The 24,960-nt window shown below is 38.1% G+C and carries 22 protein-coding genes and 1 pseudogene; 6 read left to right on the top strand and 17 right to left on the bottom strand.

Features of this window, described 5'->3' with window-relative positions:
- Positions 1-402: 402 nt before the first annotated feature.
- Together M014_RS0111355 and spo0F are read right to left on the bottom strand one after the other, a co-directional pair.
- Positions 403-1,260 (bottom strand): class II fructose-bisphosphate aldolase, encoded by an 858-nt coding sequence (locus M014_RS0111355; RefSeq protein WP_026591837.1) that lies wholly within the window; start codon positions 1,258-1,260, stop codon positions 403-405.
- A gap of 211 nt (positions 1,261-1,471) precedes the next feature.
- Positions 1,472-1,840, bottom strand: coding sequence for a sporulation initiation phosphotransferase Spo0F (gene spo0F / locus M014_RS0111350; RefSeq protein WP_026591836.1), 369 nt, complete (start codon positions 1,838-1,840; stop codon positions 1,472-1,474).
- A gap of 202 nt (positions 1,841-2,042) precedes the next feature.
- Here spo0F and M014_RS0111345 point away from each other — a divergent pair, with 202 nt between their 5' ends.
- Entirely contained in the window at positions 2,043-2,570 is a 528-nt protein-coding gene (locus M014_RS0111345) for a DUF2529 domain-containing protein (protein ID WP_026591835.1), read from the top strand.
- Between the two features lie 36 nt (positions 2,571-2,606).
- Here the strand turns inward: M014_RS0111345 and pyrG are convergent, their stop codons facing one another.
- The 8 genes and pseudogenes from pyrG to M014_RS0111305 form a co-directional block, all read right to left on the bottom strand.
- Entirely contained in the window at positions 2,607-4,214 is a 1,608-nt protein-coding gene (gene pyrG, locus M014_RS0111340; RefSeq protein WP_026591834.1) for a CTP synthase, read from the bottom strand.
- A 257-nt stretch (positions 4,215-4,471) separates the two neighbouring features.
- Entirely contained in the window at positions 4,472-4,999 is a 528-nt protein-coding gene (gene rpoE / locus M014_RS0111335; RefSeq protein WP_026591833.1) for a DNA-directed RNA polymerase subunit delta, read from the bottom strand.
- A gap of 364 nt (positions 5,000-5,363) precedes the next feature.
- Positions 5,364-5,993 carry a TetR/AcrR family transcriptional regulator gene (locus tag M014_RS0111330; protein ID WP_026591832.1) on the bottom strand — a complete coding sequence of 210 codons (630 nt, stop codon included), beginning with the start codon at positions 5,991-5,993 and terminating at the stop codon, positions 5,364-5,366.
- A 64-nt stretch (positions 5,994-6,057) separates the two neighbouring features.
- Positions 6,058-7,197, bottom strand: coding sequence for an acyl-CoA dehydrogenase AcdA (gene acdA, locus M014_RS0111325; protein ID WP_026591831.1), 1,140 nt, complete (start codon positions 7,195-7,197; stop codon positions 6,058-6,060).
- A 26-nt stretch (positions 7,198-7,223) separates the two neighbouring features.
- Positions 7,224-8,354, bottom strand: coding sequence for an acyl-CoA dehydrogenase (locus M014_RS0111320; RefSeq protein WP_026591830.1), 1,131 nt, complete (start codon positions 8,352-8,354; stop codon positions 7,224-7,226).
- Positions 8,355-8,444: 90 nt separating this feature from the next.
- Positions 8,445-9,296, bottom strand: coding sequence for a 3-hydroxybutyryl-CoA dehydrogenase (locus M014_RS0111315; protein ID WP_026591829.1), 852 nt, complete (start codon positions 9,294-9,296; stop codon positions 8,445-8,447).
- 18 nt (positions 9,297-9,314) lie between these two features.
- Positions 9,315-10,599, bottom strand: a pseudogene (locus M014_RS0111310) (acetyl-CoA C-acetyltransferase).
- A gap of 9 nt (positions 10,600-10,608) precedes the next feature.
- Positions 10,609-12,720 carry a (Fe-S)-binding protein gene (locus M014_RS0111305; protein WP_026591827.1) on the bottom strand — a complete coding sequence of 704 codons (2,112 nt, stop codon included), beginning with the start codon at positions 12,718-12,720 and terminating at the stop codon, positions 10,609-10,611.
- A gap of 204 nt (positions 12,721-12,924) precedes the next feature.
- On the opposite strand from M014_RS0111305, the gene cls reads away from it, so the two are divergent.
- Complete coding sequence (cls, locus tag M014_RS0111300; protein ID WP_026591826.1) at positions 12,925-14,118, top strand: cardiolipin synthase; 1,194 nt, start codon at positions 12,925-12,927, stop codon at positions 14,116-14,118.
- 35 nt (positions 14,119-14,153) lie between these two features.
- Complete coding sequence (gene uvsE / locus M014_RS0111295; RefSeq protein ID WP_026591825.1) at positions 14,154-15,107, top strand: UV DNA damage repair endonuclease UvsE; 954 nt, start codon at positions 14,154-14,156, stop codon at positions 15,105-15,107.
- A 180-nt stretch (positions 15,108-15,287) separates the two neighbouring features.
- Here the strand turns inward: uvsE and M014_RS0111290 are convergent, their stop codons facing one another.
- The 6 genes from M014_RS0111290 to M014_RS0111260 all read right to left on the bottom strand — a co-directional run bounded on the left by M014_RS0111290 (position 15,288) and on the right by M014_RS0111260 (position 20,660).
- Positions 15,288-15,425 carry a quorum-sensing peptide PapR gene (locus tag M014_RS0111290; protein WP_026591824.1) on the bottom strand — a complete coding sequence of 46 codons (138 nt, stop codon included), beginning with the start codon at positions 15,423-15,425 and terminating at the stop codon, positions 15,288-15,290.
- A 266-nt stretch (positions 15,426-15,691) separates the two neighbouring features.
- Positions 15,692-16,582: a helix-turn-helix domain-containing protein gene (locus M014_RS0111285; protein WP_026591823.1), complete on the bottom strand. Its 891-nt coding sequence runs from the start codon at positions 16,580-16,582 to the stop codon at positions 15,692-15,694.
- A gap of 711 nt (positions 16,583-17,293) precedes the next feature.
- Positions 17,294-17,899 carry a response regulator transcription factor gene (locus M014_RS0111275; RefSeq protein WP_026591821.1) on the bottom strand — a complete coding sequence of 202 codons (606 nt, stop codon included), beginning with the start codon at positions 17,897-17,899 and terminating at the stop codon, positions 17,294-17,296.
- Complete coding sequence (locus tag M014_RS0111270) at positions 17,896-19,026, bottom strand: sensor histidine kinase (RefSeq protein ID WP_026591820.1); 1,131 nt, start codon at positions 19,024-19,026, stop codon at positions 17,896-17,898. The genes M014_RS0111275 and M014_RS0111270 overlap by 4 nt, the downstream gene beginning before the upstream one ends.
- Entirely contained in the window at positions 19,027-19,761 is a 735-nt protein-coding gene (locus M014_RS0111265) for an ABC transporter permease (RefSeq protein ID WP_026591819.1), read from the bottom strand.
- Complete coding sequence (locus tag M014_RS0111260) at positions 19,758-20,660, bottom strand: ABC transporter ATP-binding protein (protein ID WP_026591818.1); 903 nt, start codon at positions 20,658-20,660, stop codon at positions 19,758-19,760. The genes M014_RS0111265 and M014_RS0111260 overlap by 4 nt, the downstream gene beginning before the upstream one ends.
- A gap of 316 nt (positions 20,661-20,976) precedes the next feature.
- Here M014_RS0111260 and map point away from each other — a divergent pair, with 316 nt between their 5' ends.
- The 3 genes from map (at position 20,977) to M014_RS30325 (ending at position 23,970) form a co-directional block, all read left to right on the top strand.
- A complete protein-coding gene (gene map, locus M014_RS0111255; RefSeq protein WP_081811020.1) occupies positions 20,977-21,774 on the top strand; it encodes a type I methionyl aminopeptidase in 798 nt (265 codons plus the stop codon).
- A 522-nt stretch (positions 21,775-22,296) separates the two neighbouring features.
- A complete protein-coding gene (locus tag M014_RS0111250) occupies positions 22,297-23,697 on the top strand; it encodes a M28 family metallopeptidase (protein WP_026591816.1) in 1,401 nt (466 codons plus the stop codon).
- 144 nt (positions 23,698-23,841) lie between these two features.
- The gene (locus M014_RS30325; protein ID WP_255260058.1) at positions 23,842-23,970 is read left to right on the top strand and encodes a hypothetical protein; all 129 of its coding nucleotides are present in this window, start codon (positions 23,842-23,844) and stop codon (positions 23,968-23,970) included.
- Between the two features lie 369 nt (positions 23,971-24,339).
- On the opposite strand, the gene M014_RS0111240 is transcribed toward M014_RS30325, so the two are convergent.
- On the bottom strand, positions 24,340-24,960 hold a 621-nt coding region (locus M014_RS0111240), incomplete at its 5' end, for a Cna B-type domain-containing protein (protein WP_155924330.1).

The following is a 24,960-nucleotide window of genomic DNA, read 5'->3' as shown; positions in this document are numbered from 1 at the left end:
CCTTCTTGTGAATGTATTTACTTTCAGCTCCCCTTTCAAAGAAAACAGAAAGCCTTGCCTTAAGAATCTCATTCGTTCAACAAACTATCAATAAAATATTCTCTAGTCTAAACTTAACAAGCAGTAAGGCCTCACCAAAAAAATAATGATATTTTAAGTGAGTAGATGAAGACTAACTGCCTGTCAAGATTTGTTCATCACTTACTTTAGATACGTTATTACATTTATTAATAGGACTATGCACATTCTGTTCCACTTTTATCTTTAATAGAAGTAGAAAACTCCTTTAGTATATAAGAAATGTAGAAATTTAATTAATCTTAAGACTTGTTCACGCTTTCATTATACAACGAAAGGAAACCGTCTAAAAGACTAGACGGTTTCCAAAACGGAATTTTATTCTTACGCTTTACCGTTAGAACCGAATTCACGAATTTTACCAACAACAGTTGCTTTGATAGCTTCGCGGCCAGGTCCGATAAATTTACGAGGATCGTAAACTTCTTGGTCTTTGTTTAATACCTCGCGAACAGCTTTTGTAAACTCGATTTGGTTCTCAGTGTTTACGTTGATTTTTGAAGTACCTAAAGAAATAGCTTTCACGATATCAGCAGTTGGGATACCAGTACCACCGTGAAGTACTAAAGGTACACCAGTGAAGTCGCGAACTTGTTCCATTTCTTTGAATCCTAAGTTAGGCTCACCTTTGTAAGGACCATGTACAGAACCTAAAGCTGGAGCTAGGCAGTCGATGCCAGTTGCTTCAACAAGGTGTTTACACTCTTCAGGATCAGCGTAGATAACGCCTTCAGCGATTACGTCGTCTTCTTGTCCGCCAACTGTACCAAGTTCAGCTTCTACAGATACGTTACGAGCGTGTGCGTATTCTACTACTTTTTTAGTAGTTTCTACGTTTTCTTCGAATGGATGGTGAGAAGCGTCGATCATTACAGATGTGAAACCTGCATCGATTGCTTCTTTACATTTTTCGAAGCTTGAACCATGGTCAAGGTGAATCGCTACAGGAACAGTGATGTTCATTTCTTCGATTAAAGCTTTAACCATAGCTACAACTGTTTTGAAACCAGTCATATGACGAGCTGCACCCTCAGATACACCTAGGATTACAGGAGATTTTTCTTCTTCTGCAGCAGCTAAAATAGCTTGCGTCCACTCTAAGTTGTTCATGTTGAATTGACCAACTGCGTATTTTCCTTCTAGTGCTTTGTTTAGCATTTCTTTCATGGAAACTAAAGGCATGGTGAATCCTCCTAAAAAACGTTTTTTGTATCCGATAAGTTCTTATCGCTGGTAGTATGACCAGAATAAGGTAAAATATGTATATCTACATACCGGACTTTTTTCTACACTCAATAGGATAACAACTTGTATCCAAAAACTCAACTGTATTCACCTGCTCATCAGCCCATGTAAACGCTTTTTTCCATTTTTTTTATAAAAAATTCATTTTTTAAGCCTGTACAGCAATTTCATTTCGTACTGCTTGACGAATTTCGTCAATATCAAACGGCTTAGCAAAGTGCATGAGAGCCCCTAGATCTTTCGCTTCCTGAATCATATCAAGCTCTCCGTAAGCAGTCATTAAAATAACTTTAATATCTTCATTAATTTCTTTTACATGTTTTAAAATCTCTATACCATCCATACCTGGAATTTTCATATCTAAAATAACTAAATCTGGATTATCCTTTTTCACGATATCTAAAGCTTGAAATCCATTTGCTGCTTGGAACGTTTGATAACCTTCTTTTTGGAACACTTCATGCAATAACACACGAATGCCGTATTGATCATCAACGATTAAAATTTTCCCTTCCATAATCCCCAACCTTTCTGTGTAAATACAAGATTAAAAGCTTCTTATATCCTATTCGATTATTTTCGCTACTGTTTACCAAATTCCTTCCTGTTCTTTCTTATTTTATCGTCTACTATTTTGTTATGCTACCCCTATTACTTCGCCTTTCTAAAAAAATAAGCTATAATGAAAGCCGCCTAACACAATCGAAAGGAGCAACACAATGTTAAAAATTTTTTCTACTCAATTGAGCGGCTATTTTACACGAATTTCTCAAACAGAAGAGATGAATATAGAAGATAGTGCCCGTCTACTTGCCCAAGCTTTAGTTGGCGATGGCATCGTTTATTTACACGGTACACAAGAAATGGAGGGCGTAGTTCTTGAAGCACTGCATGGCGCAGAATCACTCAAACAAGCAAAACGCTTAATAGAAAACGGTAACCAAGCAGACGTTACTTCCGCAGACCGCGTACTTCTTATCAGTCGTTTTTCAACAGATGAGGATATCATTTCATTGGCTAAAAAGTTACAAGAAGAGGGTCATTCTATTGTTGGTATTTCAGCTATTCAAAATGGCGATGTCTCACTAGAACAATTTACAGATGTACATATTGATACAAAATTACTAAAAGGTTTGATTCCCGACGATGAAGGCAACCGTTACGGTTTCCCTAGTTTAATCTTATCTCTCTTTGCTTATCACGGTTTAAAATTTACAATTGATGAAATGATAAACGAATATGAGTAAAGGAAAAAGGCGTCCGAATTTGGACGCCTTTTTTTATTACTTGCTTTCTTTATTCGTAATAGAAGCTTTTACGAAATCACGGAACAACGATTGTGGACGGTTTGGACGAGATACAAGTTCTGGATGGAACTGTGCTGCCACGAACCAAGGATGATCTTGTAATTCAATGATTTCTACTAAACGACCGTCTGGGCTTGTACCAGAGAAAATGAATCCAGCGCCTTCCATGTCTTTACGGAATTCGTTGTTGAACTCATAACGATGACGATGACGCTCATATACAACCGGTTCGTTATACGCATTGTAAGCATTTGTTTTTGGAGTAAGCTTACATGGGTATAGACCAAGACGAAGTGTACCACCTAAGTCTTCTACATCTTTTTGTTCTGGTAATAAGTCGATAATTGCATAAGGTGTGTCAGGGTTAATTTCAGAAGAGTTAGCTCCTTCTAATCCTAATACGTTACGTGCAAATTCGATTGATGCAAGTTGCATTCCTAAGCAAATTCCTAAGAATGGAACTTTATTTTCACGTGCATATTGAATTGCAGCGATTTTCCCTTCTACACCGCGGTCGCCGAAGCCACCTGGTACAAGGATACCGTCTGTATCGCCAACTAATTCTTTTACGTTTTCTGCTGTTACGTGCTCAGCGTTTACCCATTTCACTTCTACATCTGTATCAAATGAATAACCTGCATGGCGAAGTGCTTCTACAACAGAAATGTATGCATCTTGAAGCTCTACATATTTACCAACAAGAGCGATTTTTGTTTTCTTAGATAGGTTGCGTACTTTTTCAACTAATGCAGTCCACTCTGTCATATCTGCAGCTGGGTTGTCTAATTTTAAGTGATCGCAAACGATTTGGTCCATATTTTGCTCTTGAAGAGATAATGGAACTGCATATAATGTATCTGCATCGCGCGCTTCAATAACTGCTTTTGTATCAATGTCACAGAATAATGCTAGCTTGTCTTTCATATCTTGAGAAACAGGCATTTCTGTACGAACAACGATAATGTTTGGCTGAATGCCTAAGCTACGAAGTTCTTTAACGCTATGTTGCGTTGGCTTTGTTTTCATTTCACCCGCTGCTTTTAAGTACGGGATTAGTGTACAGTGAATGTACATTACGTTGTCACGGCCAATATCGCTCTTAATTTGGCGAATTGCTTCTAGGAATGGTAGAGACTCGATATCACCAACCGTTCCCCCGATTTCCGTAATAACAACGTCCGCATTTGTTTCGCGGCCTGAACGATATACACGCTCTTTAATTTCATTTGTAATGTGAGGAATAACTTGAACTGTTCCTCCTAGATATTCACCGCGACGCTCTTTTTGAAGAACTGAAGAGTAAATTTTACCTGTTGTTACGTTGCTGTATTTGTTTAAATTAATGTCGATGAAACGCTCATAGTGACCAAGGTCTAAATCTGTTTCTGCGCCATCATCTGTTACGAATACCTCACCGTGTTGGTATGGGCTCATTGTCCCCGGGTCTACGTTAATGTATGGGTCAAACTTTTGAATTGTTACGTTTAAACCACGATTTTTTAAAAGTCTTCCAAGGGATGCTGCTGTAATTCCTTTTCCTAAAGAAGATACTACACCGCCTGTTACAAAAATATACTTAGTCATGAAAGTACTCCCTTCTACTTTGTTGTTATATAATCACCGTTGCAAAGCGCAACGTATGTAGATAACACTGTATCTATCTTATTGTTAGACTCTTTTTATTTTCTAAACAAAAAACAAAAAAGAAAATTGCTCCCCTCATTACAAAAAGTAATAAGTAGGGAGCAATTTTCTTTTATATTTACACTTAAAAAGTATGATCGTCCTGTTTTAAAGAGCCCAAAAATGATTCTACATGGACGATAATGAAAAGTCAAGAACTACAGTTCTTCCTCTTCCTCTTCTTCTGTTTCATCGTACTCGAGTTCTTCGTCCGCGAATTCTTCATCTTCTTCATCTTCTAAGTCATCAAGATCATCGTCTTCATCAAGAACCTTGTCCAAATCTTCTACATCATCATCGTCTTCGTTTTCATCATCGAAGTCTTCTTCACTGAAGTCTTCGTCTTCTTCAACGTAGTCATCAAAGTCATCTTCTTCAACCTTGCGCTTTTTCTTAGGTTTTGGTTGAGGTAGAATTTCCTCATCGATTTGCTCGTATGGGTACCAGCTACGTAGTCCCCAACGGTTTTCTCCTAAATTGATGAAACGTCCATCAATATTTAAATCTGTATAAAATTGTGCGATCTTCGCAGCAACTTGTTCTTGAGATAGTCCCAGCACTTGAGCAATTTCTTGAACCAAATCATGGAATGACGTTGCCTGTCTTTTATCCTCTAAAACACTATGTACAACTTCAATCATGGAAAATTCTTTTAGCTCTTCTGGTGAATATTGCTTAAAATCCACTTATGCGGCACTTCCTTTCTTAAAATATAATCCTATATATAACGGCCTGTTTAAAAAAATCCATACTATTCATTATAAACAAAACTCCAACAAATATGCTACAAAAAAAATGGGAAACTTTTATAAGGAGTCATTAAAAGTGATTATAGGCCATTATTTACGAGATTAAGCTGTAAGAACGATATAAATCCATTGTGATTTTCAAGCATATAAATTGCGGCTATAAATACAAAAGTGGATTTCCTCTCATTTTCCCCTCCTGATTTCACCCAGCATGGGGCTAAAAAAGGCTCTGACCGCTTCTATGCATGGCCGGATGCTCTCTCCCGCCTAAATAAAGAGAGTTTTATATTTATATAACCTTCTATTTCGGAAGCATATGCGCTCCATGTAAAACATACCTAATCTGCATTTCTGTATATTCCTCTAGCGTATAAAGCTTTTGTAACGCCCAACGTCTAAATCCCCACATTTGTCCTTGAATGAAAATATTATGAGCGAGCAGCTGTATTTCCTTTTTTGTTAATGTAAATGTGCCGTTTCTCGTGCACTGTTCTAAAATATTTTCAAACATCCCCACCATTTGGAACTCTTTTTCTAACACGTATGGAAGAGACTCTTTCGGTAAAAAACGAACTTCTTGATACATAATTAATACCTCTTCTTGTAACTCATCCATCACTTTAAAATAATTCGTAATTGCTATTCTTAAACTTTCAATACTTCCTTTTTCTGTGCACACTACTTTTTCTAATCTTTCTTTTACATGTTCGTAAATGCTATCACATACTAGATATAAGACATCATCTTTCGTACGAATATATTCATAAAGTGTCCCAATACTAAACCCCGCCGCTTTTGCAATCTCTCTCGTTGTTGTACGCGGAAATCCTTTTTGTTTAAAAAGCTGCACAGCTCCTTTGATCATCTGTTCACGCCTTAGCGCAACCAGCTTCTCATCCTTTACAGATGCATGTACATTGTGCTTAACCATCCCCTTCACCTCTCTTTATTATTTGGAAGGAAAAAGCGTAGGAAGCCCCCCTACGCTCTTTCTCTTATTTTGTTAACATACGAGAAATCACAAGTCTTTGAATTTCTTGTGTTCCCTCATAAATTTGCGTAATCTTCGCATCGCGCATAAAACGTTCCACTGGATAATCTTTCGTATATCCATATCCACCAAATACTTGCACTGCTTCAGTCGTTACTTTCATCGCTGTATCGCCAGCAAATACTTTCGACATCGCCGATTCTTTTCCGTATGGAAGTCCTTCTGATTCTAGCCAAGCAGCTTGATATGTTAATAGGCGCGCTGCTTCTACATTTGTCGCCATATCTGCTAATTTAAAACCGATTCCTTGTTGCGCGGCGATTGGCTTCCCAAATTGGTGCCTTTCTCTCGCATAATCCACAGAAGCATCTAAAGCGCCTTGCGCGATACCAACGGCCTGTGCAGCAATCCCATTACGTCCGCCGTCCAGCGTCTGCATTGCAATTTTAAACCCTTGTCCTTCTTCGCCAAGTAAGTTCTCAGCAGGGATACGGCAGTCTTCAAACATGATTTCTGTTGTTGGTGAAGAGCGAATCCCAAGCTTGCTCTCTTTCTTGCCAACTGAAAATCCTGGTGCATCACTTTCTACAATGAATGCACTTGTGCCGCGCTGTTTCGATTCTGGATCAGTTAATGCAAAGACAACGTAAATATCAGCGATTCCCCCATTTGTAATAAAAATTTTGGACCCATTTAAAATGTAATGATCACCATCGCGCTTTGCCGTCGTTCTCATCCCGCCTGCATCTGAACCAGAACCTGGCTCTGTTAAACCGTATGCGCCAATTTTCTTTCCTTCTGCCATCGGACGTAAAAACTTTTGTTTTTGCTCTTCTGTTCCAAATTTAAAAATAGGCCATCCAGCAAGCGAAGTATGAGCAGATAACGTTACACCTGTCGAAGCGCAAACACGTGATAACTCTTCTACCGCAATCACGTACGCTAAGTAATCGCTTCCAATCCCGCCGTATTCTTCAGGCCATGGAATTCCTGTTAAACCAAGTTCTGCCATTTGGTCAAATAAAGCACGGTCAAATCGTTCTTCTTCGTCGCGCTCAGCAGCTGTTGGGGCCACTTCATTTCTCGCAAAGTCCCGAACCATTTTTCTTATCATTTCGTGTTCTTCTGATAATTTAAAATGCATGTTTCTTCCTCCCCGCTCTCTTCCCTCTATAGTGCACGGCTAATAACAAGCCTTTGTATTTCACTCGTTCCTTCGTAAATTTCACAAATTTTTGCATCACGGAAAAATCGCTCAACTGGATAATCTTTCGTATAACCGTAACCACCAAATACTTGCACCGCTTCAATTGCGACATCCACCGCTGTTTTCGAAGCAAATAACTTTGCAATAGATGCTTCTTTCCCGCACGGAAGTCCTTGCGCTCTGAGCGATGCTGCCCTATACACAAGTAGCCTCGCTGCTTCTACGCTCGTAGCCATATCTGCTAGTTTAAAGCCAAGTCCTTGCTGCGCGGCAATCGGCTTCCCAAATTGCTGACGTTCCTTCGCATAATCCACTGCACATGTTAGCGCTGCCTCAGCGATTCCAAGTGCCTGTGCCCCGATACCAATGCGGCCAACATCTAAATTTGCCATCGCGACTTTAAAGCCTTGTCCTTCTTCACCAAGTAAGTTCTCTGCTGGCACCTTCATATCTTCAAATGTTAATTGCACGGTACGAGAACCAAGCAGTCCCATCTTATGCTCGTCTTTGCCAACGATTAAGCCTGGTGTATCTTTTTCTACAATAAACGCCGAAATCCCGCTTTTTCCTGCATCTGGATTCGTAGAAGCAAATACGATATATGTATTTGCCTCGCCGCCGTTTGTAATAAATACTTTCGATCCGTTAATGATATAGTGGTCACCTTGTTTTATGGCCCTTGATTTTAAGCTACCTGCATCTGAACCCGCATTCGGCTCCGTTAAAGCAAATGCACCTAAATATTCACCTGTCGCCAGTTTAGAAACATATTTCTGTTTCTGTTCCTCTGTTCCAAAATATAAAATTGGGTTTGTTCCAACCGATGTATGTACCGCTAAAATAACACCAATCGTCGCGCTCACTTTTGATATTTCCTCAATCGCTAAAATGTAAGAAATGAAATCCATTTCCGCGCCACCATATTTCGCCGGCGCTGGAATCCCCATAAGTCCAAGTTCCCCCATTTTCGTCAAAATTTCTCTAGGGAACACCCCTTGTTCCATACTTGGAACAAAGGGGGCGATTTCCTTTTGCGCAAAATCCCGAACCATTTTCCTCATCATCTGCTGCTCTTCCGTAAAATGAAAATTCATACGCCCCGCCTCCATTTGCTATATATCCTCTTTCACCTTCCTGGTAAGACCACTACTTTGTAAAAAAGAGGGAGATCTACCTTATCTTCCTTACTCGTATACGTAGAAACCGCGTCCTGTTTTTCTTCCTAACCACCCTGCATTTACATACTTACGTAATAATGGACATGGGCGATACTTACTATCTCCTAGTCCTTCATGCAGAACTTCCATAATGTATAAACACGTATCTAAGCCGATAAAATCCGCTAACGTCAGTGGTCCCATAGGGTGGTTCATACCAAGCTTCATTACTTCATCAATCGCTTCTTTTGTCGCCACACCTTCATATAGCGTATAAATCGCTTCATTGATCATCGGTAATAAAATACGGTTAGAAACAAACCCAGGGAAGTCATTTACTTCAACAGGTACTTTTCTGATTTTCTTTGTAATGTCTTCGATTGTTTCGTATACCGCATCGTCTGTTGCAAGCCCGCGGATAATTTCAACAAGCTTCATCACTGGAACTGGATTCATAAAGTGCATACCGATTACTTTCTCTGGGCGGTTTGTTACCGCTGCGATTTCGGTAATTGGTAAGGAAGATGTATTTGTTGCCAAAATTGTATGTTCTGGTGCAATTTCATCTAAATTCGCGAAAATTTTCTTTTTAATATCCATTTTCTCAACGGCTGCCTCAATGACAAGATCCGCTTTTTTTACACAATCCAATTCAAGCGTCGCAGTAAGACGATTTAAAGTTGCTTCCTTTGACTCTTCATCCATGCGTCCTTTTTCTACTTGGCGTGCTAAGTTTTTTGTAATAATGGATAATCCCCGATCTAATTGGTCTTGCTTCAAATCTTGCATATACACATCATAGCCTGCCATTGCACACACCTGTGCAATACCTGAACCCATTTGCCCCGCACCGATTACCACAATTTTTTGTACACTCATTTTTTCTCCCCCTTTTTATTAATGAACCTCAATCATAATCGCGTCGCCTTGACCGCCACCGCTGCAAATCGATGCAATTCCAATTCCACCGCCGCGCTGCTTCAGCGCATGAATAAGCGTTACAATAATCCGTGCTCCGCTTGCTCCAATTGGATGACCCATCGCAACCGCGCCGCCATTTACGTTAATTTTCTCCGGATCAATTCCTGCAATATTTGCACTCGCAATTGCAACTGCTGCAAAGGCTTCGTTAATCTCAAATAAGTCAATCTCATCCACAGTCTTACCTGTTTGTTTCAAAAGTTCGTTAATTGCATAACCTGGCGTTCTTGGGAAATCCTTCGCTTCTACTGCAATGGCTGTATGCGCTAAAATTGTCGCTAACGGTTTTCTTCCTTCTTGCTGCGCTCTGTCTTCACTCATTAATACAAGCGCTGCCCCGCCGTCATTTAATCCAGGTGCATTCCCAGCTGTTACTGTTGCTGCCGGATCAAATACAGGTTTTAATTTCGCTAACTTTTCAATTGTTGTATCCTCACGTGGCGCTTCATCTTTTGTAACAACAATCGGATCTCCTTTGCGCTGCGGTACTGAAACAGGAACGATTTCTTCTTCAAATCTTCCTTCTTTTTGCGCAGCAACTGCGCGCTGATGACTACGGTACGCCCATTCATCTTGCGCTTCGCGAGAGATTCCATCCTCCTTCGCGACTTCCCCGCCATACACGCCCATATGTATACCAGAAAATGAACATGTTAAGCCATCTACTATATTTAAATCAGCAACTTGATTATGTCCCATCCGATATCCCCAGCGGGCACCTTGTAGAATATAAGGACTATTGCTCATCGATTCCATTCCACCCGCTACAATAAGCGTTTGATCCCCAGTGCGAATAACCTGATCCGCTAACGTCACAGCACGTAGTCCCGATGCACAAACTTTATTCACTGTTTCTGTACGAGTTTCCCAAGGAAGTCCAGCTTCTCTTGCTGCCTGGCGCGAAGGAATTTGCCCCTGTCCGCCTTGAATCACCGCTCCAAATATAACTTCTTCAACATCATTTGCAGCAACACTCGCTCGTTCAAGCGCAGCTTTAATCGCAATTCCTCCAAGTTCCGTTGCTTTAACATCCTTTAAAGATCCCCCAAATTTTCCAACCGGTGTTCTTGCAGCACTTAAAATAACTGTTCTTACCACGTTTATTTCCCCCATTTCTTTTTTTCGGCGCTGAGCGCACGCTCGGTACTCCTACGCTGAGAAGAGGTGCAAATCTTGCACCTCTTTCTAAAGTTGTATAGATTCTTACGTACTACATAGCTTCTTTTTTAGGTCCAATTACAGAGCGTTCTAAAATTTCTGTTACATCAAGTGTCTGAACTTGCTCTTCTACTTCTTTTGCTTTCGTACCGTCACTAATCATCGTTAAGCAATACGGACATCCTGTACCAATAATTGACGGTTTCACAGCAAGCGCCTGCTCTGTACGGGCAACGTTAATGCGCGAACCTGTTGTTTCTTCCATCCACATAAGTCCGCCGCCTGCGCCGCAGCACATGCCAGTTTCACGATTACGCTCCATTTCAACAACTTTCACACCTGGAATTGCTTTTAAAATACTACGCGGTGCTTCATATACTTCGTTGTATCTTCCTAAATAACAGGAGTCATGATACGTAATCGTCTCTTCAATACGGTGAACCGGCTCTAATCGCCCTTCTTTCACCCACTGCGCTAATAATTCTGTATGGTGATAGACTTCTGCTTGTAAGCCAAAGTCTGGATACTCATTTTTAAATGTGTTATAGGCATGCGGATCAATCGTAACAATTTTCTTCACACCTGCTTTTTCAAACTCTTCAATGTTCTTTGTAGCCATCTCTTGGAATACGAACTCATTTCCAAGGCGTCGTGGTGTATCTCCAGAGTTCTTTTCTTTGTTACCAAGAATCGCAAATGATATGCCTGCTTTATTCATCAGCTTCGCAAACGATATCGCAATTTTCTGACTGCGATTATCATACGATCCCATAGATCCAACCCAGAATAAATATTCAAATTCTTCGCCAGCTTTCGTTTTCTCTTTCACAGTCGGAACCGTTACTTCATCATCACCTTGTCGCCATGTTTCGCGCTCTTTACGATTCAGCCCCCACGGATTTCCTTGGCGTTCAATATTTGTCATTGCACGCTGCGCTTCCGCATCCATCTTTCCTTCTGTTAAAACAAGATAACGACGTAGATCAATAATTTTATCAACATGCTCATTCATAACAGGGCACTGGTCTTCGCAGTTACGGCACGTTGTACATGCCCAAATTTCTTCTTCTGTAATGACATCCCCGATTAAACTCGGATCATATGAAAGCGCCGTAGTAGCTGACTCCTGTTGTCCTTGACCAGCCGTCATCATCGCTAACTGATTTCCTTGGGTATTGTTAAATGCAACTGCCGGAACCCACGGTACCTTTGATGTCACCGCTGCCCCCTTATCAGTTAAATGATCGCGAAGCTTTAAAATTAAATCCATTGGCGACAGCATCTTGCCCGTCCCTGTTGCCGGGCACATACTCGTACAGCGTCCGCATTCTACACAAGCGTATAAATCAATAAGTTGTGTCTGTCTAAAGTCTTCAATTTTTCCAACACCAAATGTTTCTTGGGTTTCATCTTCAAAATCAATTTTTTCAAGTTTTCCTGGATTAGAAAGACGGCTAAAAAATACATTGGCCGGTCCAGCAATTAAATGAGCGTGTTTTGATTGTGGTACATAAACTAAAAATGTTAACAAAATAAGTAGATGCACCCACCAAGAAAAATAGAACACCGAAATGGCTACGGTTTCATTTATTCCCGAAAAAACGTAAGCGATTCCAGAAGCAATTGGTTCGCTCCATGAAAGTTCCTCACCGTGCCATATAATGCCCATGCCGTTACCAAGTAGTACAGAAAGCATTAAGCCTCCAATAAAAATAAGAACAAGGCCCGATTTAAAATTACGTTTTAAACGAACAAGCTTTTCAACATACCTTCTATGAAAAGCCCAAAAAACTGCGATTAAAATCATAAGTGTGACAATTTCCTGGAAGAATGTAAATGCAGGGTATAGTGGTCCAAGTGGAAGATGTGATCCTGGTGCGAGTCCTTTCCAAATGAAGTCAATTGCTCCGAATTGGACAAGAATAAATCCGTAAAAAAACATAACGTGCATGATGCCGCTTTTTTTATCTTTCAGCAATTTTTTTTGGCCGAAAACGTTGACCTTCAGGAGATCCCATCGCTCTTTAAAGCGGCGGTCAAATTCTACTTTTTTTCCTAGTTGTATGTAGGCCACCCTCGTCCGTATAAGATATACAAACAAATATCCCGCATAAGCAATAACAGCAATGGCAGCCAGCCAATTAATGATCAGTAAACTATTCATTTTTATGCTACCCCTCTCTTTGTAAGCCTTCTTTCTTTTAGAATCTTCGAAAATAAATAATTTTCTGAATTATATCCTCTATCCTCATTATATAATGAGTGAGCATTCAGTCAACAGTTTTTTGTTATACAACACAATATTTTTTCATAAAGCTGTTTATTTAGGTGAAACTATAAAAATGAATTCGCAGGAGGTAATTTGATAATGGTCTTTTTATCTCTCTTACTAATAGGCTTAATCATATGGGTCTCACTCGACTTTTTGCTCGGAAGAACACATCATTTAAAAAAAGTAAAGCCCCGCCCTTTTCCTTTACGACGCGGCAATTTTAAATTGTATACATGGGGAACAAATTTATATAATGATTTATTTCTGGATATACAGGAGGCAAAACACCATATACATATTCTATTTTTCATTGTCAAAAATGATGAAATTAGTCACACCTTTTTACAACTTCTCACTGAAAAGGCAAAACAAGGGATAGAAGTACGTCTACTTCTCGATCGTATAGGAAGCCATCATTTATCAGATGAGGCGATTCGCTCAATGCAACAACACGGTGTATCTTTTTCATATTGTCATAAAATCAAGATCCCTTTTCTCTTTTTTTCTGCAAACCAAAGAAATCATAGAAAAATTACGATTATCGACGGGAAGATTGGCTATATTGGGGGATTCAACATCGGAGAAGAATATTTAGGGCGTGATCCAGAACTTGGCCTTTGGCGTGATTATCATTTACGCCTAACTGGAGAAGGCGTACAAGATTTACAAAAACAATTTTTGCACGATTGGCGCGATGATACAAATGAAGATTTACTAGAAGAAGTGGCACTTTTTCCCAAACAACTACCAGGTCCTATATTGCACCGCTTTATCCCAACAGACGGTGCTTATTTACAGGAAACATTTGTATCACTGATTGAAAGTGCAAAAGAAGAATTATACATTGGCACACCCTATTTTGTTCCGGGAAAAATAGTAATGAATGCATTATTACAAGCAAAGAAACGAGGTGTTCGCATTACAATTCTCGTTCCTAAAAAAGCAGACCACCCGCTCGTTCGCGAAGCTAAACTACCATACTGCCGGAAATTGATGAAGGTAGGATGTAACATTTATGAATTTCAACAAGGTTTTTTTCATGCAAAAATTATTATGGTAGATAATCATATTTGTGATATCGGAACAGCTAATTTTGATATGAGAAGCTTATATATTAATCATGAAATAAATTGTCTCCTTTATGACTCAGCTTTTATACAAGAAATTAAGGTTCAAATTAGCAAAGATATCGAAGGGTCTACATTGCTTACTTGGAAAGATGTCGCTTCTCTTTCCCTTGTTGATAAAGGAAAAGAATGGATTGGAACGTTACTAGCATTTTTCTTATGAAATGAAACTTTTAATAATTAACGGGGGTAGGGCAGATGATTATGCGCTTTGGGTATGTCTCACATGCAGTCGCTTTGTGGGACTGTTCCCCTGCTAAAACAATGACATTTACAACGTGGAAAAAGCTTGGCAAACAGGAACGAGAAGAAAAATTATATAACATTACAATGCAAAACCTTATGCATACATTACGTATCCTGCATTATAATATCGCACATGAAATTCCATTATACCGATTATCATCTTCTATCGTCCCACTCGCCACCCACCCTGAAGTTGATTTTAATTATATCGATACATTTACACCATTTTGGCGTAAGATGGGAGAATTAATTCGAGAGTATAACTTACGAGTCAGCTTTCATCCAAATCAGTTCACATTATTTACAAGTGAAAAACCTCATGTTACAGACAATGCGGTTTTAGATATGATGTATCACTATAACGTATTAGATGCAATGGGACTCGCAGACTCTTCCTACATTAACATTCATATTGGAGGTGCATACGGCAACAAAGAGAAAGCTTTACTGCGCTTTCATGAAAACTTAAAAAAGCTCCCTTTCCATATCAAACAGCAAATGACACTTGAAAATGATGATAAAACCTATACAGCCTCTGAAACATTGGCCGTTTGTAAGCAAGAAAGAATCCCTTTTGTATTTGATTATCATCATCACATGGCAAATCTTTGTGATGAACCGTTAGAGACACTACTACCAGCTATTTTCGAAACATGGAATCATACAAATACCATTCCTAAGATCCATATTTCTTCACCAAAATCAGAGAAGGAATTCAGATCCCACGCTAATTATATTGATACTGCATTTATAAATCCCTTTTTACATATTGCCAATGCAGTAAATCAAGATTTTGACATTATGATTGAGAGTAAACAAAAAGATTTAGCACTTTTTCAGCTAGTAGATGAACTTGCTTCTATAAGAGGAATGAAACGAATAAGCAGCGCAACGTTACAATGGTGATTGTAACGTTTTTTCACGATTCTCTTCTCTTTAGTGTGATTGCTGAAGGTGTTAAGAGCAAGGAATAATAATCATTCTTACATACCTAAACCTTTGACTACACATTCAAGAGCTTTGAATTATCTAACACTTTTATCCCTAACAAAAATAAAGAACCCTCACTTGGGTTCTTTTTTTATCTTAATGTTCAAATGGCATATCTGAAGCTAATTGTACTTGTTCCTGTTGATTTGTTAATGCGTGATCTTGACTCACTCCGAATGCAATACCAGCTAGCATTGCCATTGCCATTAAACCGCATGCAAGAATTTTTTTCATCACTCATCACCCTATGCTCTATTTTCTTTAAATATATCATGAAATAATTTCTTTTAAAAATGCAATTATGCATATTCTCTTATGGTTTCATTATTTAAAAATATAGAATGAAACTTCCATCAGTGGGAGTACTCTTCATCCCACACTGATTGTTAGCCCTCACCGACTGGGCTTTTACGGGCAGTTATCTTCCACCTATCTTCCTCTTCTTTCTCTTAATCTTGAAGTGGGGGAATTACTGCCCACGAATAGCGGGATAAATTTAATTAGCTAGAGAATATTGTCTGTTCATTACGATCAGCTAATCCCATTTTTGCTAATAATATCTCTTTTTGAGAATGTAAATCTAGTAAATCAAAAAATAATAAAGCCTTTTCATAAACAACTGTAACTTCACTTGGCGGATAAATTAATTTCTCTAAGCACTCTCCCTTTTGATAGTACAGTTGCCCAAGAAGCTGCATACTCCCAATAAGTCGCGACGTTTCAATTGCTTTATCTACTTGCTGAAGCGACTTTGCATATTCATTATTTAAACATAAAGCTTTCGCATAATTATATCGAACCTTAACAACAAAATCTTGATCACTCTGCAATGACTCCAGCTGTTGTAAAATATCTTGAAATAATGTAATAGCTTTTTCTAAATGGTTATTTTCTGCATAAATAATAGCAATCGAATTTTCGATATATAAATTTTGAAATACATCTACCCCAACATATTGCCGATGGATTATATTTTTCAGCTCTGAGATGCAGTATTCAAAATTGACTTTCTTTAAAGCATAAGAAGATAAATGATAATACCATAGAAGAAATTGCTTAAATTCAGGATGACATTCTTCTTTCTTTAACTCCTCTGAAACAATTTTATGAATTTCATCATACTGCTTCTTCTTACACAATAATTGAATTTGATTCTTAAACTTTTTCTTTCTTTCGAGGTCAGAATAAAGAAGAACCTCATAAAAATGAATAATGGGAACCCTTAGCTTTGCTGCAATCCCTTGCAGTATATCCATACTTGGATATACCGTTCCTGACTCAATCCTGCTTACTTCTGATTGATGACATATATTCTCAGACAACTGCTTTTGTGTTAAACCTCTTAACATTCTAATTTTCTTTATTTCAGCTCCCAGCTTTTCTGCGTGCATAATAGCTCACCATCCCATTACAGAAATCTAACTTTTTAAGTTGTCATACCACTACAATAATAGTTTTTCGGCACTTTTAGACATGAAATATTGCATAATATATATCATTTAGCACACCTTTCTTGTAAATCATCTTATACAAATACAAGACTCCAAATGTTAGAGATGAACAATATAAAAATTGCTAGTATATTCCTTACTTCTGTTCTATTCTACCCCTTATCATGTAGCAGCAATTATCGTGCCCCAAAAATTGATAACAATGAAGTGAACATTGACGTTACTCAACCTAGCTTGATAATTAGTAAATAAACTGAACCACAAAACGTAACAATAGGAAATATTGCTAAAAATACTTAAAAGATGAAGTACAAGAGGTTAACGCGTAACAAAAACAAGTTACCACTGAAAAGATGTTAAATTTCAACCTACAAGAAAATCAAACCGAAGTATGTCTTTCCCAATCATATAAAAATGATGAAATATATGACCAAGACATCATTGCTCAAGTAGATAAACATGGGGTAATTAAGACAATTAGTGGTAAGGTTACCCAAAATCTAGAACAGCAACCTAATCTTACTATAACAAATTTTTTGTCGAAAAATGAAGTAAAATCTATATTATGTCATAGACTTTACATTTTAGTGATAGAGGTTCAAAAAAAAGAATAAAAAGATGTTTACCACTATAACCGGTAAACATCTTTTTTTATATCCATCCCTTTTCTTCCGCAATCGTAATTGCTTCAATTCGGTTTTTCGCACTTAATTTTGTTAACACATCTGAAATATAGTTCCTCACAGTACCAGATGAAAGATACAATGTCTTCGCAATTTCATTTGCTGTTTTTCCCTCTTTTGCTAAGCGAAGCACATCTTTTTCACGATCTGATAACGGGTTTTGTTCTTGCCATAGCCCAAACATTAATTCAGGAGAAATCTCTCGTTTCCCCTTCATCACATTACGAATCGCCGCCGCTAAATCTTCACTTGGACTATCCTTTAATAAATACCCATGAACCCCTGCTTTCATCGCTCTTTCAAAATAACCTGGGCGTGCAAATGTTGTTAAAATCATTATTCTACATGAAGATTTCTTCTTTTTCTGCAATTCTTCCGCAACATCCAACCCGCTCTGAATTGGCATTTCAATATCCATAATACTTACATCCGGCTGCAACTTTTCAATTAATTTTAAAGCTTCTTCACCGTTCTCTGCTTGCCCAACCACTTCAATGTCGTCTTCTAAATCAAGCAGAGCCCCGAGTGCCCCCCGAAGCATTCTTTGATCTTCAGCAAGAATAATTCGAATCATGCTCTCACCTCATCTTTTCCTGTTCTAATTACAATTGGAACTTTCACTATTAAAATCGTCCCTGGATGCAGCGCCTTTAGTTCAAGCCCTCCATCAATAAGTGCCAGACGTTCTTTCATACCTAAGATACCATTCCCATCATGACTCTGCTTTTGTAATCCCACTCCATTATCTTTCACCTGCAAAATCAGTTCTCCTTGCGTTTCAAATAAAGAAACCGTACATGCCGTCGCCTTACTATGCTTTACAACATTCGTTACTGCTTCTCGCAAACACATCCCTAAAATATTTTGTTCAAGCGGTGATAATGCACCGCTATTCGCTTTCTGCTTTACCTCTAGTGAAATATTAGCAGCTTGCAGAATCGCCTTTATTTGCTCAAGCTCCTCTTCAACTGTAATCATTCGCATATCAGAAATTAATTCCCTAAGCTGCTTTAAAGCTATGCGCGATGTTTGCGTTATCTCCTTTGCCTCAAGACTAGCACGCTCTGGATTTTTCACAATCAACTTCTCAACAAGCTGACTTTTTAAAGTAATAAGAGATAACGTATGTCCTAGCGTATCGTGAAGGTCCCTTGCAATTCGCTGACGTTCTTCACGTTTTACTAAATCTTTAATTTGTTCATTGGCTTCGTTTAATTGCATTTTCAACATTTTTTTTTGATTAAAGTTACGCATACCAAATGGTGTAAGAAGCATTAAGATAAACATTGGAATCATATTGATTAAACTAGTCTTGGTTAACTGATCTATATTCACAAATAAAAAAGTACCGATCATTACTACTAAAAGGGCAAGTAATACTCGAAATGATTTTTTTGTTGGTGCAAATCCTATTGCACTGGCAGTGTAAAATCCAAAAAATATCATAAATGGATTATAAATTACAGAGAATATGAATATAATTACAATTTGAACACATGCCCATAAAATAAATGTCTCTTTAACAAAATAAAGTTGACGGTATGCAATGACAAAAACCACTAGCATACCGATTCCAGCTAAAAGCCTCCAACCCGATTCTTGCGTTAAATTGTAAATCGGAAATAGTAGATACACAAACCACATATATGGGAAAAAACCCATATGTTTTGGAAAAAATTCAAACTGCTTTTTTTCTGTCATTTATACCGCTTCCTGTCTCTTTCTTATATATATTGATATTACAACAAAGATAAGGAAATAACCTCCTAAAATCGCGATATTTTCCCATCCTATCGATTTACCATCAACAATATCCCAAGCACCGCTTCCAAAATGATATGTTGGTGTCCATTCCCCGATTGTTCTTAGTACCTTTGGAAAAACTTCGATCGGCATCCATAAACCACCTAACACCGCTAAACTCATATTTAAAATGTTTGCAAGCCCCGCAGCTGCATCTGCTTTCTTAATGGAACCAATAACCGTTCCTAGCGCTAAAAATGGTGTGACACCTAGTAATAACCACAATCCAGCACCTATCCATTGTCCAACCGTTAACTCTACGTTATTAATTAGCATACCTGCAATAAAGATCACAAGTATTGAAAATGCATTTACCACTGTTTGAGAAATAATTTTAGCTGTTAAATATGCACCCTCTGGAAGTGGCGTGATTTTTAAAAGATGTGTCCACCCCTGCCCCTTTTCTTGTGAAAGTCTCACCCCGAAACTAAAAAGTGCTGTTCCTACAATACTGAAAGTAGCCATCGAAATTAAATAGTGTGCTTTCCAAGCATCTCCGTTTTGTGGTACTTGAATGACATTCGTAAAAATGTAATAGAACATCACTGGCATTAATAGTGAGAAAAAGATAAATAATTTATTGCGGAATGTACGTAAAATCTCTATTTTGCATTGCATCCATAATGCCTTCATGCGATTCCCTCCTTTTGATTTGCAACAAACTGTTCAAACGCCTCGTCAAGGCTTCCACGTTCAACAGAAACATCTGTAATAGGTAAGCTCTTTTGATAAATTGCCTGCAATGTAGCATCCGTATCATCCGTTGTGAGAATAACACGCTGTTCATGAAACTGTACTGCTTTAACATGCGGTAATTCTTTCAGCAAATCTGTAGGGATTTTTTCTTTTGCATAAAATGAAATGGTTTTTTGAGAAATCGTTGCCTTCATTTCCTCTGGAGTCCCATCCGCAATGATTTTTCCGTTTGCAAATAATAAAATGCGATCTGATAGTGCATCAGCTTCTTCTAGATAATGCGTTGTTAAAATAATCGTTTTCCCTTCACTTGCTAACCTTCGAATCGTTTCCCAGAAAGCCTTTCTAGATGTGATGTCCATGCCTACAGTCGGTTCATCTAAAAATAATAAATCGGGATTTCCAGCAAGTGCGAGCGCAAAATTCAAACGTCTTTTCTGACCACCTGATAACTTTTCACACCGCTGTTTTTTTTCTGATTCTAAGTTTGATAACTGAAGCAATGTATCTTTTGCAACTGGATTCGTATAGTAACTACGAAACAAATCAATTGCCTCACCAACTGATATACTGTCAATCACGCTCACCTCTTGCAGCATGGCACCAAAGCGATTGCGAACATCTCGATGCTTTGGACTTTTCCCAAATATAGAAACACTTCCTTCTGATGGATCCTTTAATCCAAGCATCATTGAAATCGTTGTTGTTTTCCCTGCACCATTTGGTCCAAGAAGCGCAACAATCTGCCCCTTCTCTACATGAAATGAAACATTATTTACAGCCTTTTTATGTTTAAATGTTTTTGAAACATTATTTACTTCAATAATCTTTTCCATCTCTCCACCTCCGTCATTCCTTATATTTACATTGTATAAATTGGAAGAGATGGAAAACAGTAAAATACGTCATGATATGAATATGACAATTGTCATAAAGTGAAAATTTCATAAGCAGGCAAGTTTATCTCTACAGATTATTAGCACTCACTAATTGGGTATTAACTGGCAGTTTACCTCTCACCTTCCTTCTCTGCTTTCTCCGAGTTTTGAGGTGGAAGTATTTTCAGGGGACTATCTCTATGAGATCACCTCCCCCTTCAAAGCGCTCCAAGAAGCATATGAGCCGTACGCCAGTAGCAGGACAAAAATAAACATGATACAATCGTGTAAGATATATATTCGAGGAAGGACAGTGGTTTTTTTTATGATCATTCGTAATGAGAAGGATTTAGAAGGTTTACGAAAAATTGGCCGTGTTGTTGCGCTTGCACGTGAAGAAATGAAAAAGCAAGCGAAGCCAGGTATGACAACGAAAGAACTTGATTTGATCGGCAAAAAAGTATTAGATGAGCACGGTGCCATTTCTGCGCCTGAAAAAGAATATGATTTTCCAGGTGTAACTTGTATTAGTGTAAATGAAGAAGTTGCCCACGGTATCCCAAAAGATCAAGCATTAAAAGAAGGCGACTTAGTAAACGTTGATGTGTCCGCGGCACTTGACGGTTATTATGCGGATACAGGTATTTCTTTTGTTCTTGGGCAAGATGAAGAAAAAGAAAAACTTTGCCAAGCTGCAGTAGACGCATTTTGGGCAGCAATGAAAAAAGTAAAAGCTGGTTCAAAACAAAACCAAATCGGTCGTGCAGTTTCTAACTTTGCCCATAAAAATGGCTATGCTGTTATCCAAAACTTAACAGGTCATGGTATCGGGCTTAGCTTACATGAGGCACCAAACCATATTTTAAGCTACTATGATCCAATGGATAACGCGCTTCTTAAAGATGGGCTTGTTATAGCTGTAGAGCCTTTCATTTCCATGAAAGCTGACCATATTATTGAACGCGGTGATGATGGCTGGACATTTGTAACACCAGATAAAAGCCTTGTTGCACAATGTGAACATACAGTTGTCGTAACACGTGGTGAGCCAATTATTTTAACTGAACTGTAAAGGATAAAAGGAATGCAAATAGCGTTCCTTTTCCTATACAAAAAAAAAGAGAAATCAAACTGATTTCTCTTTTTTCATATGGATGCCTTACATCTACAGATGATCATCATGCAATGTGGAAACATGACAATTATCGTTTTCAAAAGGTTCTGGCATGAGAAAAAGAAACCCCACCATAGATTTCTTTTTCTCTTCTACATAATCTAAAATTTGGGTACACTAGACATGCAATTTAGGGGCTTTCAAAACAAGAAAGCGAACCTTTGTCTAAAATGATAGCATATACATTCTCTCTAAAAATATGCAAATATGCATATGAAACTATTCTATATAAATCTATTTCAATTTTTCGACATCTAATTGAAAAAGCGACGTGCAATTCTTTTCTCTCTGTTTTCATTTGGCTTTACTTTTATTTCTCAACCTAAATTGATTGAAGATACAAAAAACAAGAGATAAAATAAAGTCGTTATCCGTCTTCTTTTGTCATTCATATAGAATAGAAGAATAGGAGAGGAATATATGAAGAGAACATTGAAACAAAAAATAGTAAGCTCTTTGCTTGCTGCAACACTCGCTGTCAGCCTAGCTCCAATTGGACAAGCAAAAGCTGATTCCCCAACAGAAACTATCAAAACTCCATCTATTACAGGACAAGTTGATGCTAACCGCGCAATCGAACACATCCGTTTTTTATCAAAAACAATTGGCCCGCGCCCTGGTGGTACACAATCAGAAAAATGGGCTTCTCGCTATGTTGGGCTGAAATTACAGTCAATGGGATATGAAGTAGAATATCAACCATTTTCTGTACCAGATCAATATGTCGGATTTATTGATTCTCCTTTATCTCGTTCAAAAAATTGGCAAGCAGGGGCTGCCCCGAATGCTTTAATTTCTACTGAGGCTGTTACCGCTCCCCTCATTTTTGTACCAAATGGGACAAACCTAGACGAAATTCCAAATGAGGTAAACGGGAAAATTGTCTTATTTGAAAGAGGTGCCACAGTAGCAGACTACAACAAACAAGTAGAAAATGCCGTTACAAAAGGTGCAAAGGCGGTCCTCTTATATAGTTTAATTGGCGGCCGCGGTAACTATGGACAAACTTTCAATCCAAGATTAACTAAAAAACAGTCAATCCCTGTATTCGGTCTTGCATATGCACAAGGTAATGCCTTCAAAGAGGAATTAACGAAAAAAGGGAGTGAAATCCTTTCTTTAAAAGCACGACATGAATCAAACCTACAATCTCTAAATGTTATCGCGAAAAAGAAACCAAAGAACAGCACTGGAAATGAAAAAGCTGTTATCGTAAGTTCCCATTATGACAGTGTTGCTGGAGCACCAGGAGCAAACGACAATGCCTCTGGAACCGGCTTATTATTAGAATTAGCTCGCGCATTTCAAAACATAGAAACTGACAAGGAAATCCGTTTTATTGCTTTTGGATCAGAAGAAATGGGACTAATTGGATCTGAACATTACGTTGACAACTTATCACAAACAGAACGCGATCGTATTTTAGGTGTGTTCAATGCTGATATGGTCGCAACAAACTATGAGAAAGCAAAAAATTTATATGCAATGACTCTAGATGGATCTACGAATCTTGTAACGGATGCTGCACTAAATGCTGGTAAACAATTAAATAATGATCTTGTTCTTCAAGGAAAATTCGGTTCTAGTGACCATGTACCGTTTGCTTATGCTGGCATCCCTGCAGCTCTGTTCATTTGGATGGGAGTAGATAGCTGGGACCCGCTTATCTATCATATTGAAAAGGTATACCATACACCGCAAGATAACGTTCTAGAAAACATTTCACCTAAGCGTATGAAAATCGCTTTAGATGTCATTGGTACTGGTGTTTATGATGTTCTTCAAAAAACAGCTATACAAACAGGGCAGAAAGCTGCTTAATTATCATCAAAGCCACCATTTAGAACTGGTGGCCTTTTTATATTGAAATAAATATGCATAAATACATCTCTATTTCAATATATTATCATGTATAATAATAACTATAACAATAATGATTATAGCTAATAAGAATGCATTTCTATTATGAAAAAGATGATACTTGCAGGTACATTAACTTTTGCCGGACTGGCAGGAGTTGCTGCTTTTGTTTCAAAAACAAAAGCTACCGCTGCAACCATTCAAGAACAAAACTTTACCAAATATTATTTCTAATTTCGACATAAAAATAGCTATACAGTCATCCAAAACGTAATGGAACATGGCATTGATCATAAGCTTACATGAGGTACCAAATCCCATTCTAAGCTTATGCTTCAATAGATAATGCACTTCTTAAAGATGGGTTTTTTATCAATTTAGAGCCGTTTATCTCTGTGAAAGTTGACCATATTATTCGCTGATTGAGCCCGATTTGAAAACGCTCTCTTTTCCCGATAAAAAAACCCCTTCAGGTTGCATTCTTTCCTTCACCTTATCGTGAAGTTTTTTGAATACCTACCTAAAGGGAGTAATATCAATAGTAATTTTTTAATTTGTGTACTACTCAGATTACAGTGTAATCAATAATCTAAAGCTTTTTTATTATTTTACTCGCTGACGAGCGAATAGAATTCCACCTAAAAGGAACAATACCATACCTCCAAGAATTGAAATCATTTCCGCTGATGTTCCTCCTGTGTTAGGAAGTAATGTCGGCTTATCATTTTCTGTAGTAGGTGGAACTTTTGAATTGTTATTTGTGTTTGGATCTTTTGGATCTGTGCTTGGATCTTTCGGATCTGTGCTTGGATCTTTCGGATCTGTGCTTGGATCTTTTGGATCTACGATTTTTGTATTCGTGATGTCATAACCATTTACTTCAGATTTGTATCCGTCTACTGCTTGTTCTTTTACTTCATACTTGTAAGCTACACCATTTTCATCATATGCTGCTAAATCTTTAAACGCATATTTCCATTCACTTGCTGCGCTTACTTCTTGTGTTGCGATTACTTTACCATTTTGTAGTAGGTCTACTTTGATCATTTCTGGACGTTCTTTCGCATTATCGTCTTTCCATGTTTTCTTACCACTAACTTCCGTTTTTTCCGTATTCTTGTAGGTATTCGTAATTGTTGTTCCTTCTACTTTTGTTTCGTAGTCGTTTACTTTTACTTCACTTACTGTGTACTTGTACTCGTTTCCTTGTTCATCGTACTTCGG

The organism is Bacillus sp. UNC437CL72CviS29 (assembly GCF_000482345.1).
Taxonomy (GTDB): domain Bacteria; phylum Bacillota; class Bacilli; order Bacillales; family Bacillaceae_G; genus Bacillus_A; species Bacillus_A arachidis.
Note: the sequence above shows the minus strand (reverse complement) of the source record. Positions and strands in the feature narration are given on the sequence as shown.

What these genes read in the sequence shown, in the direction of transcription:
- M014_RS0111315 (WP_026591829.1), bottom strand. Translation starts at nt 9,296, where the DNA reads ATGAGTGTACAAAAAATTGTGGTAATCGGTGCGGGGCAAATGGGTTCA.
- M014_RS0111345 (WP_026591835.1), top strand. Translation starts at nt 2,043, where the DNA reads ATGTTAAAAATTTTTTCTACTCAATTGAGCGGCTATTTTACACGAATT.
- M014_RS0111290 (WP_026591824.1), bottom strand. Translation starts at nt 15,425, where the DNA reads ATGAAAAAAATTCTTGCATGCGGTTTAATGGCAATGGCAATGCTAGCT.
- M014_RS0111355 (WP_026591837.1), bottom strand. Translation starts at nt 1,260, where the DNA reads ATGCCTTTAGTTTCCATGAAAGAAATGCTAAACAAAGCACTAGAAGGA.
- uvsE (WP_026591825.1), top strand. Translation starts at nt 14,154, where the DNA reads ATGATTATGCGCTTTGGGTATGTCTCACATGCAGTCGCTTTGTGGGAC.
- M014_RS0111265 (WP_026591819.1), bottom strand. Translation starts at nt 19,761, where the DNA reads ATGAAGGCATTATGGATGCAATGCAAAATAGAGATTTTACGTACATTC.
- acdA (WP_026591831.1), bottom strand. Translation starts at nt 7,197, where the DNA reads ATGCATTTTAAATTATCAGAAGAACACGAAATGATAAGAAAAATGGTT.
- map (WP_081811020.1), top strand. Translation starts at nt 20,977, where the DNA reads ATGATACAATCGTGTAAGATATATATTCGAGGAAGGACAGTGGTTTTT.
- M014_RS0111250 (WP_026591816.1), top strand. Translation starts at nt 22,297, where the DNA reads ATGAAGAGAACATTGAAACAAAAAATAGTAAGCTCTTTGCTTGCTGCA.
- M014_RS0111275 (WP_026591821.1), bottom strand. Translation starts at nt 17,899, where the DNA reads ATGATTCGAATTATTCTTGCTGAAGATCAAAGAATGCTTCGGGGGGCA.
- M014_RS0111305 (WP_026591827.1), bottom strand. Translation starts at nt 12,720, where the DNA reads ATGAATAGTTTACTGATCATTAATTGGCTGGCTGCCATTGCTGTTATT.
- M014_RS30325 (WP_255260058.1), top strand. Translation starts at nt 23,842, where the DNA reads ATGAAAAAGATGATACTTGCAGGTACATTAACTTTTGCCGGACTGGCA.
- cls (WP_026591826.1), top strand. Translation starts at nt 12,925, where the DNA reads ATGGTCTTTTTATCTCTCTTACTAATAGGCTTAATCATATGGGTCTCA.
- M014_RS0111330 (WP_026591832.1), bottom strand. Translation starts at nt 5,993, where the DNA reads ATGGTTAAGCACAATGTACATGCATCTGTAAAGGATGAGAAGCTGGTT.
- M014_RS0111320 (WP_026591830.1), bottom strand. Translation starts at nt 8,354, where the DNA reads ATGAATTTTCATTTTACGGAAGAGCAGCAGATGATGAGGAAAATGGTT.
- pyrG (WP_026591834.1), bottom strand. Translation starts at nt 4,214, where the DNA reads ATGACTAAGTATATTTTTGTAACAGGCGGTGTAGTATCTTCTTTAGGA.
- M014_RS0111260 (WP_026591818.1), bottom strand. Translation starts at nt 20,660, where the DNA reads ATGGAAAAGATTATTGAAGTAAATAATGTTTCAAAAACATTTAAACAT.
- spo0F (WP_026591836.1), bottom strand. Translation starts at nt 1,840, where the DNA reads ATGGAAGGGAAAATTTTAATCGTTGATGATCAATACGGCATTCGTGTG.
- M014_RS0111285 (WP_026591823.1), bottom strand. Translation starts at nt 16,582, where the DNA reads ATGCACGCAGAAAAGCTGGGAGCTGAAATAAAGAAAATTAGAATGTTA.
- M014_RS0111270 (WP_026591820.1), bottom strand. Translation starts at nt 19,026, where the DNA reads ATGACAGAAAAAAAGCAGTTTGAATTTTTTCCAAAACATATGGGTTTT.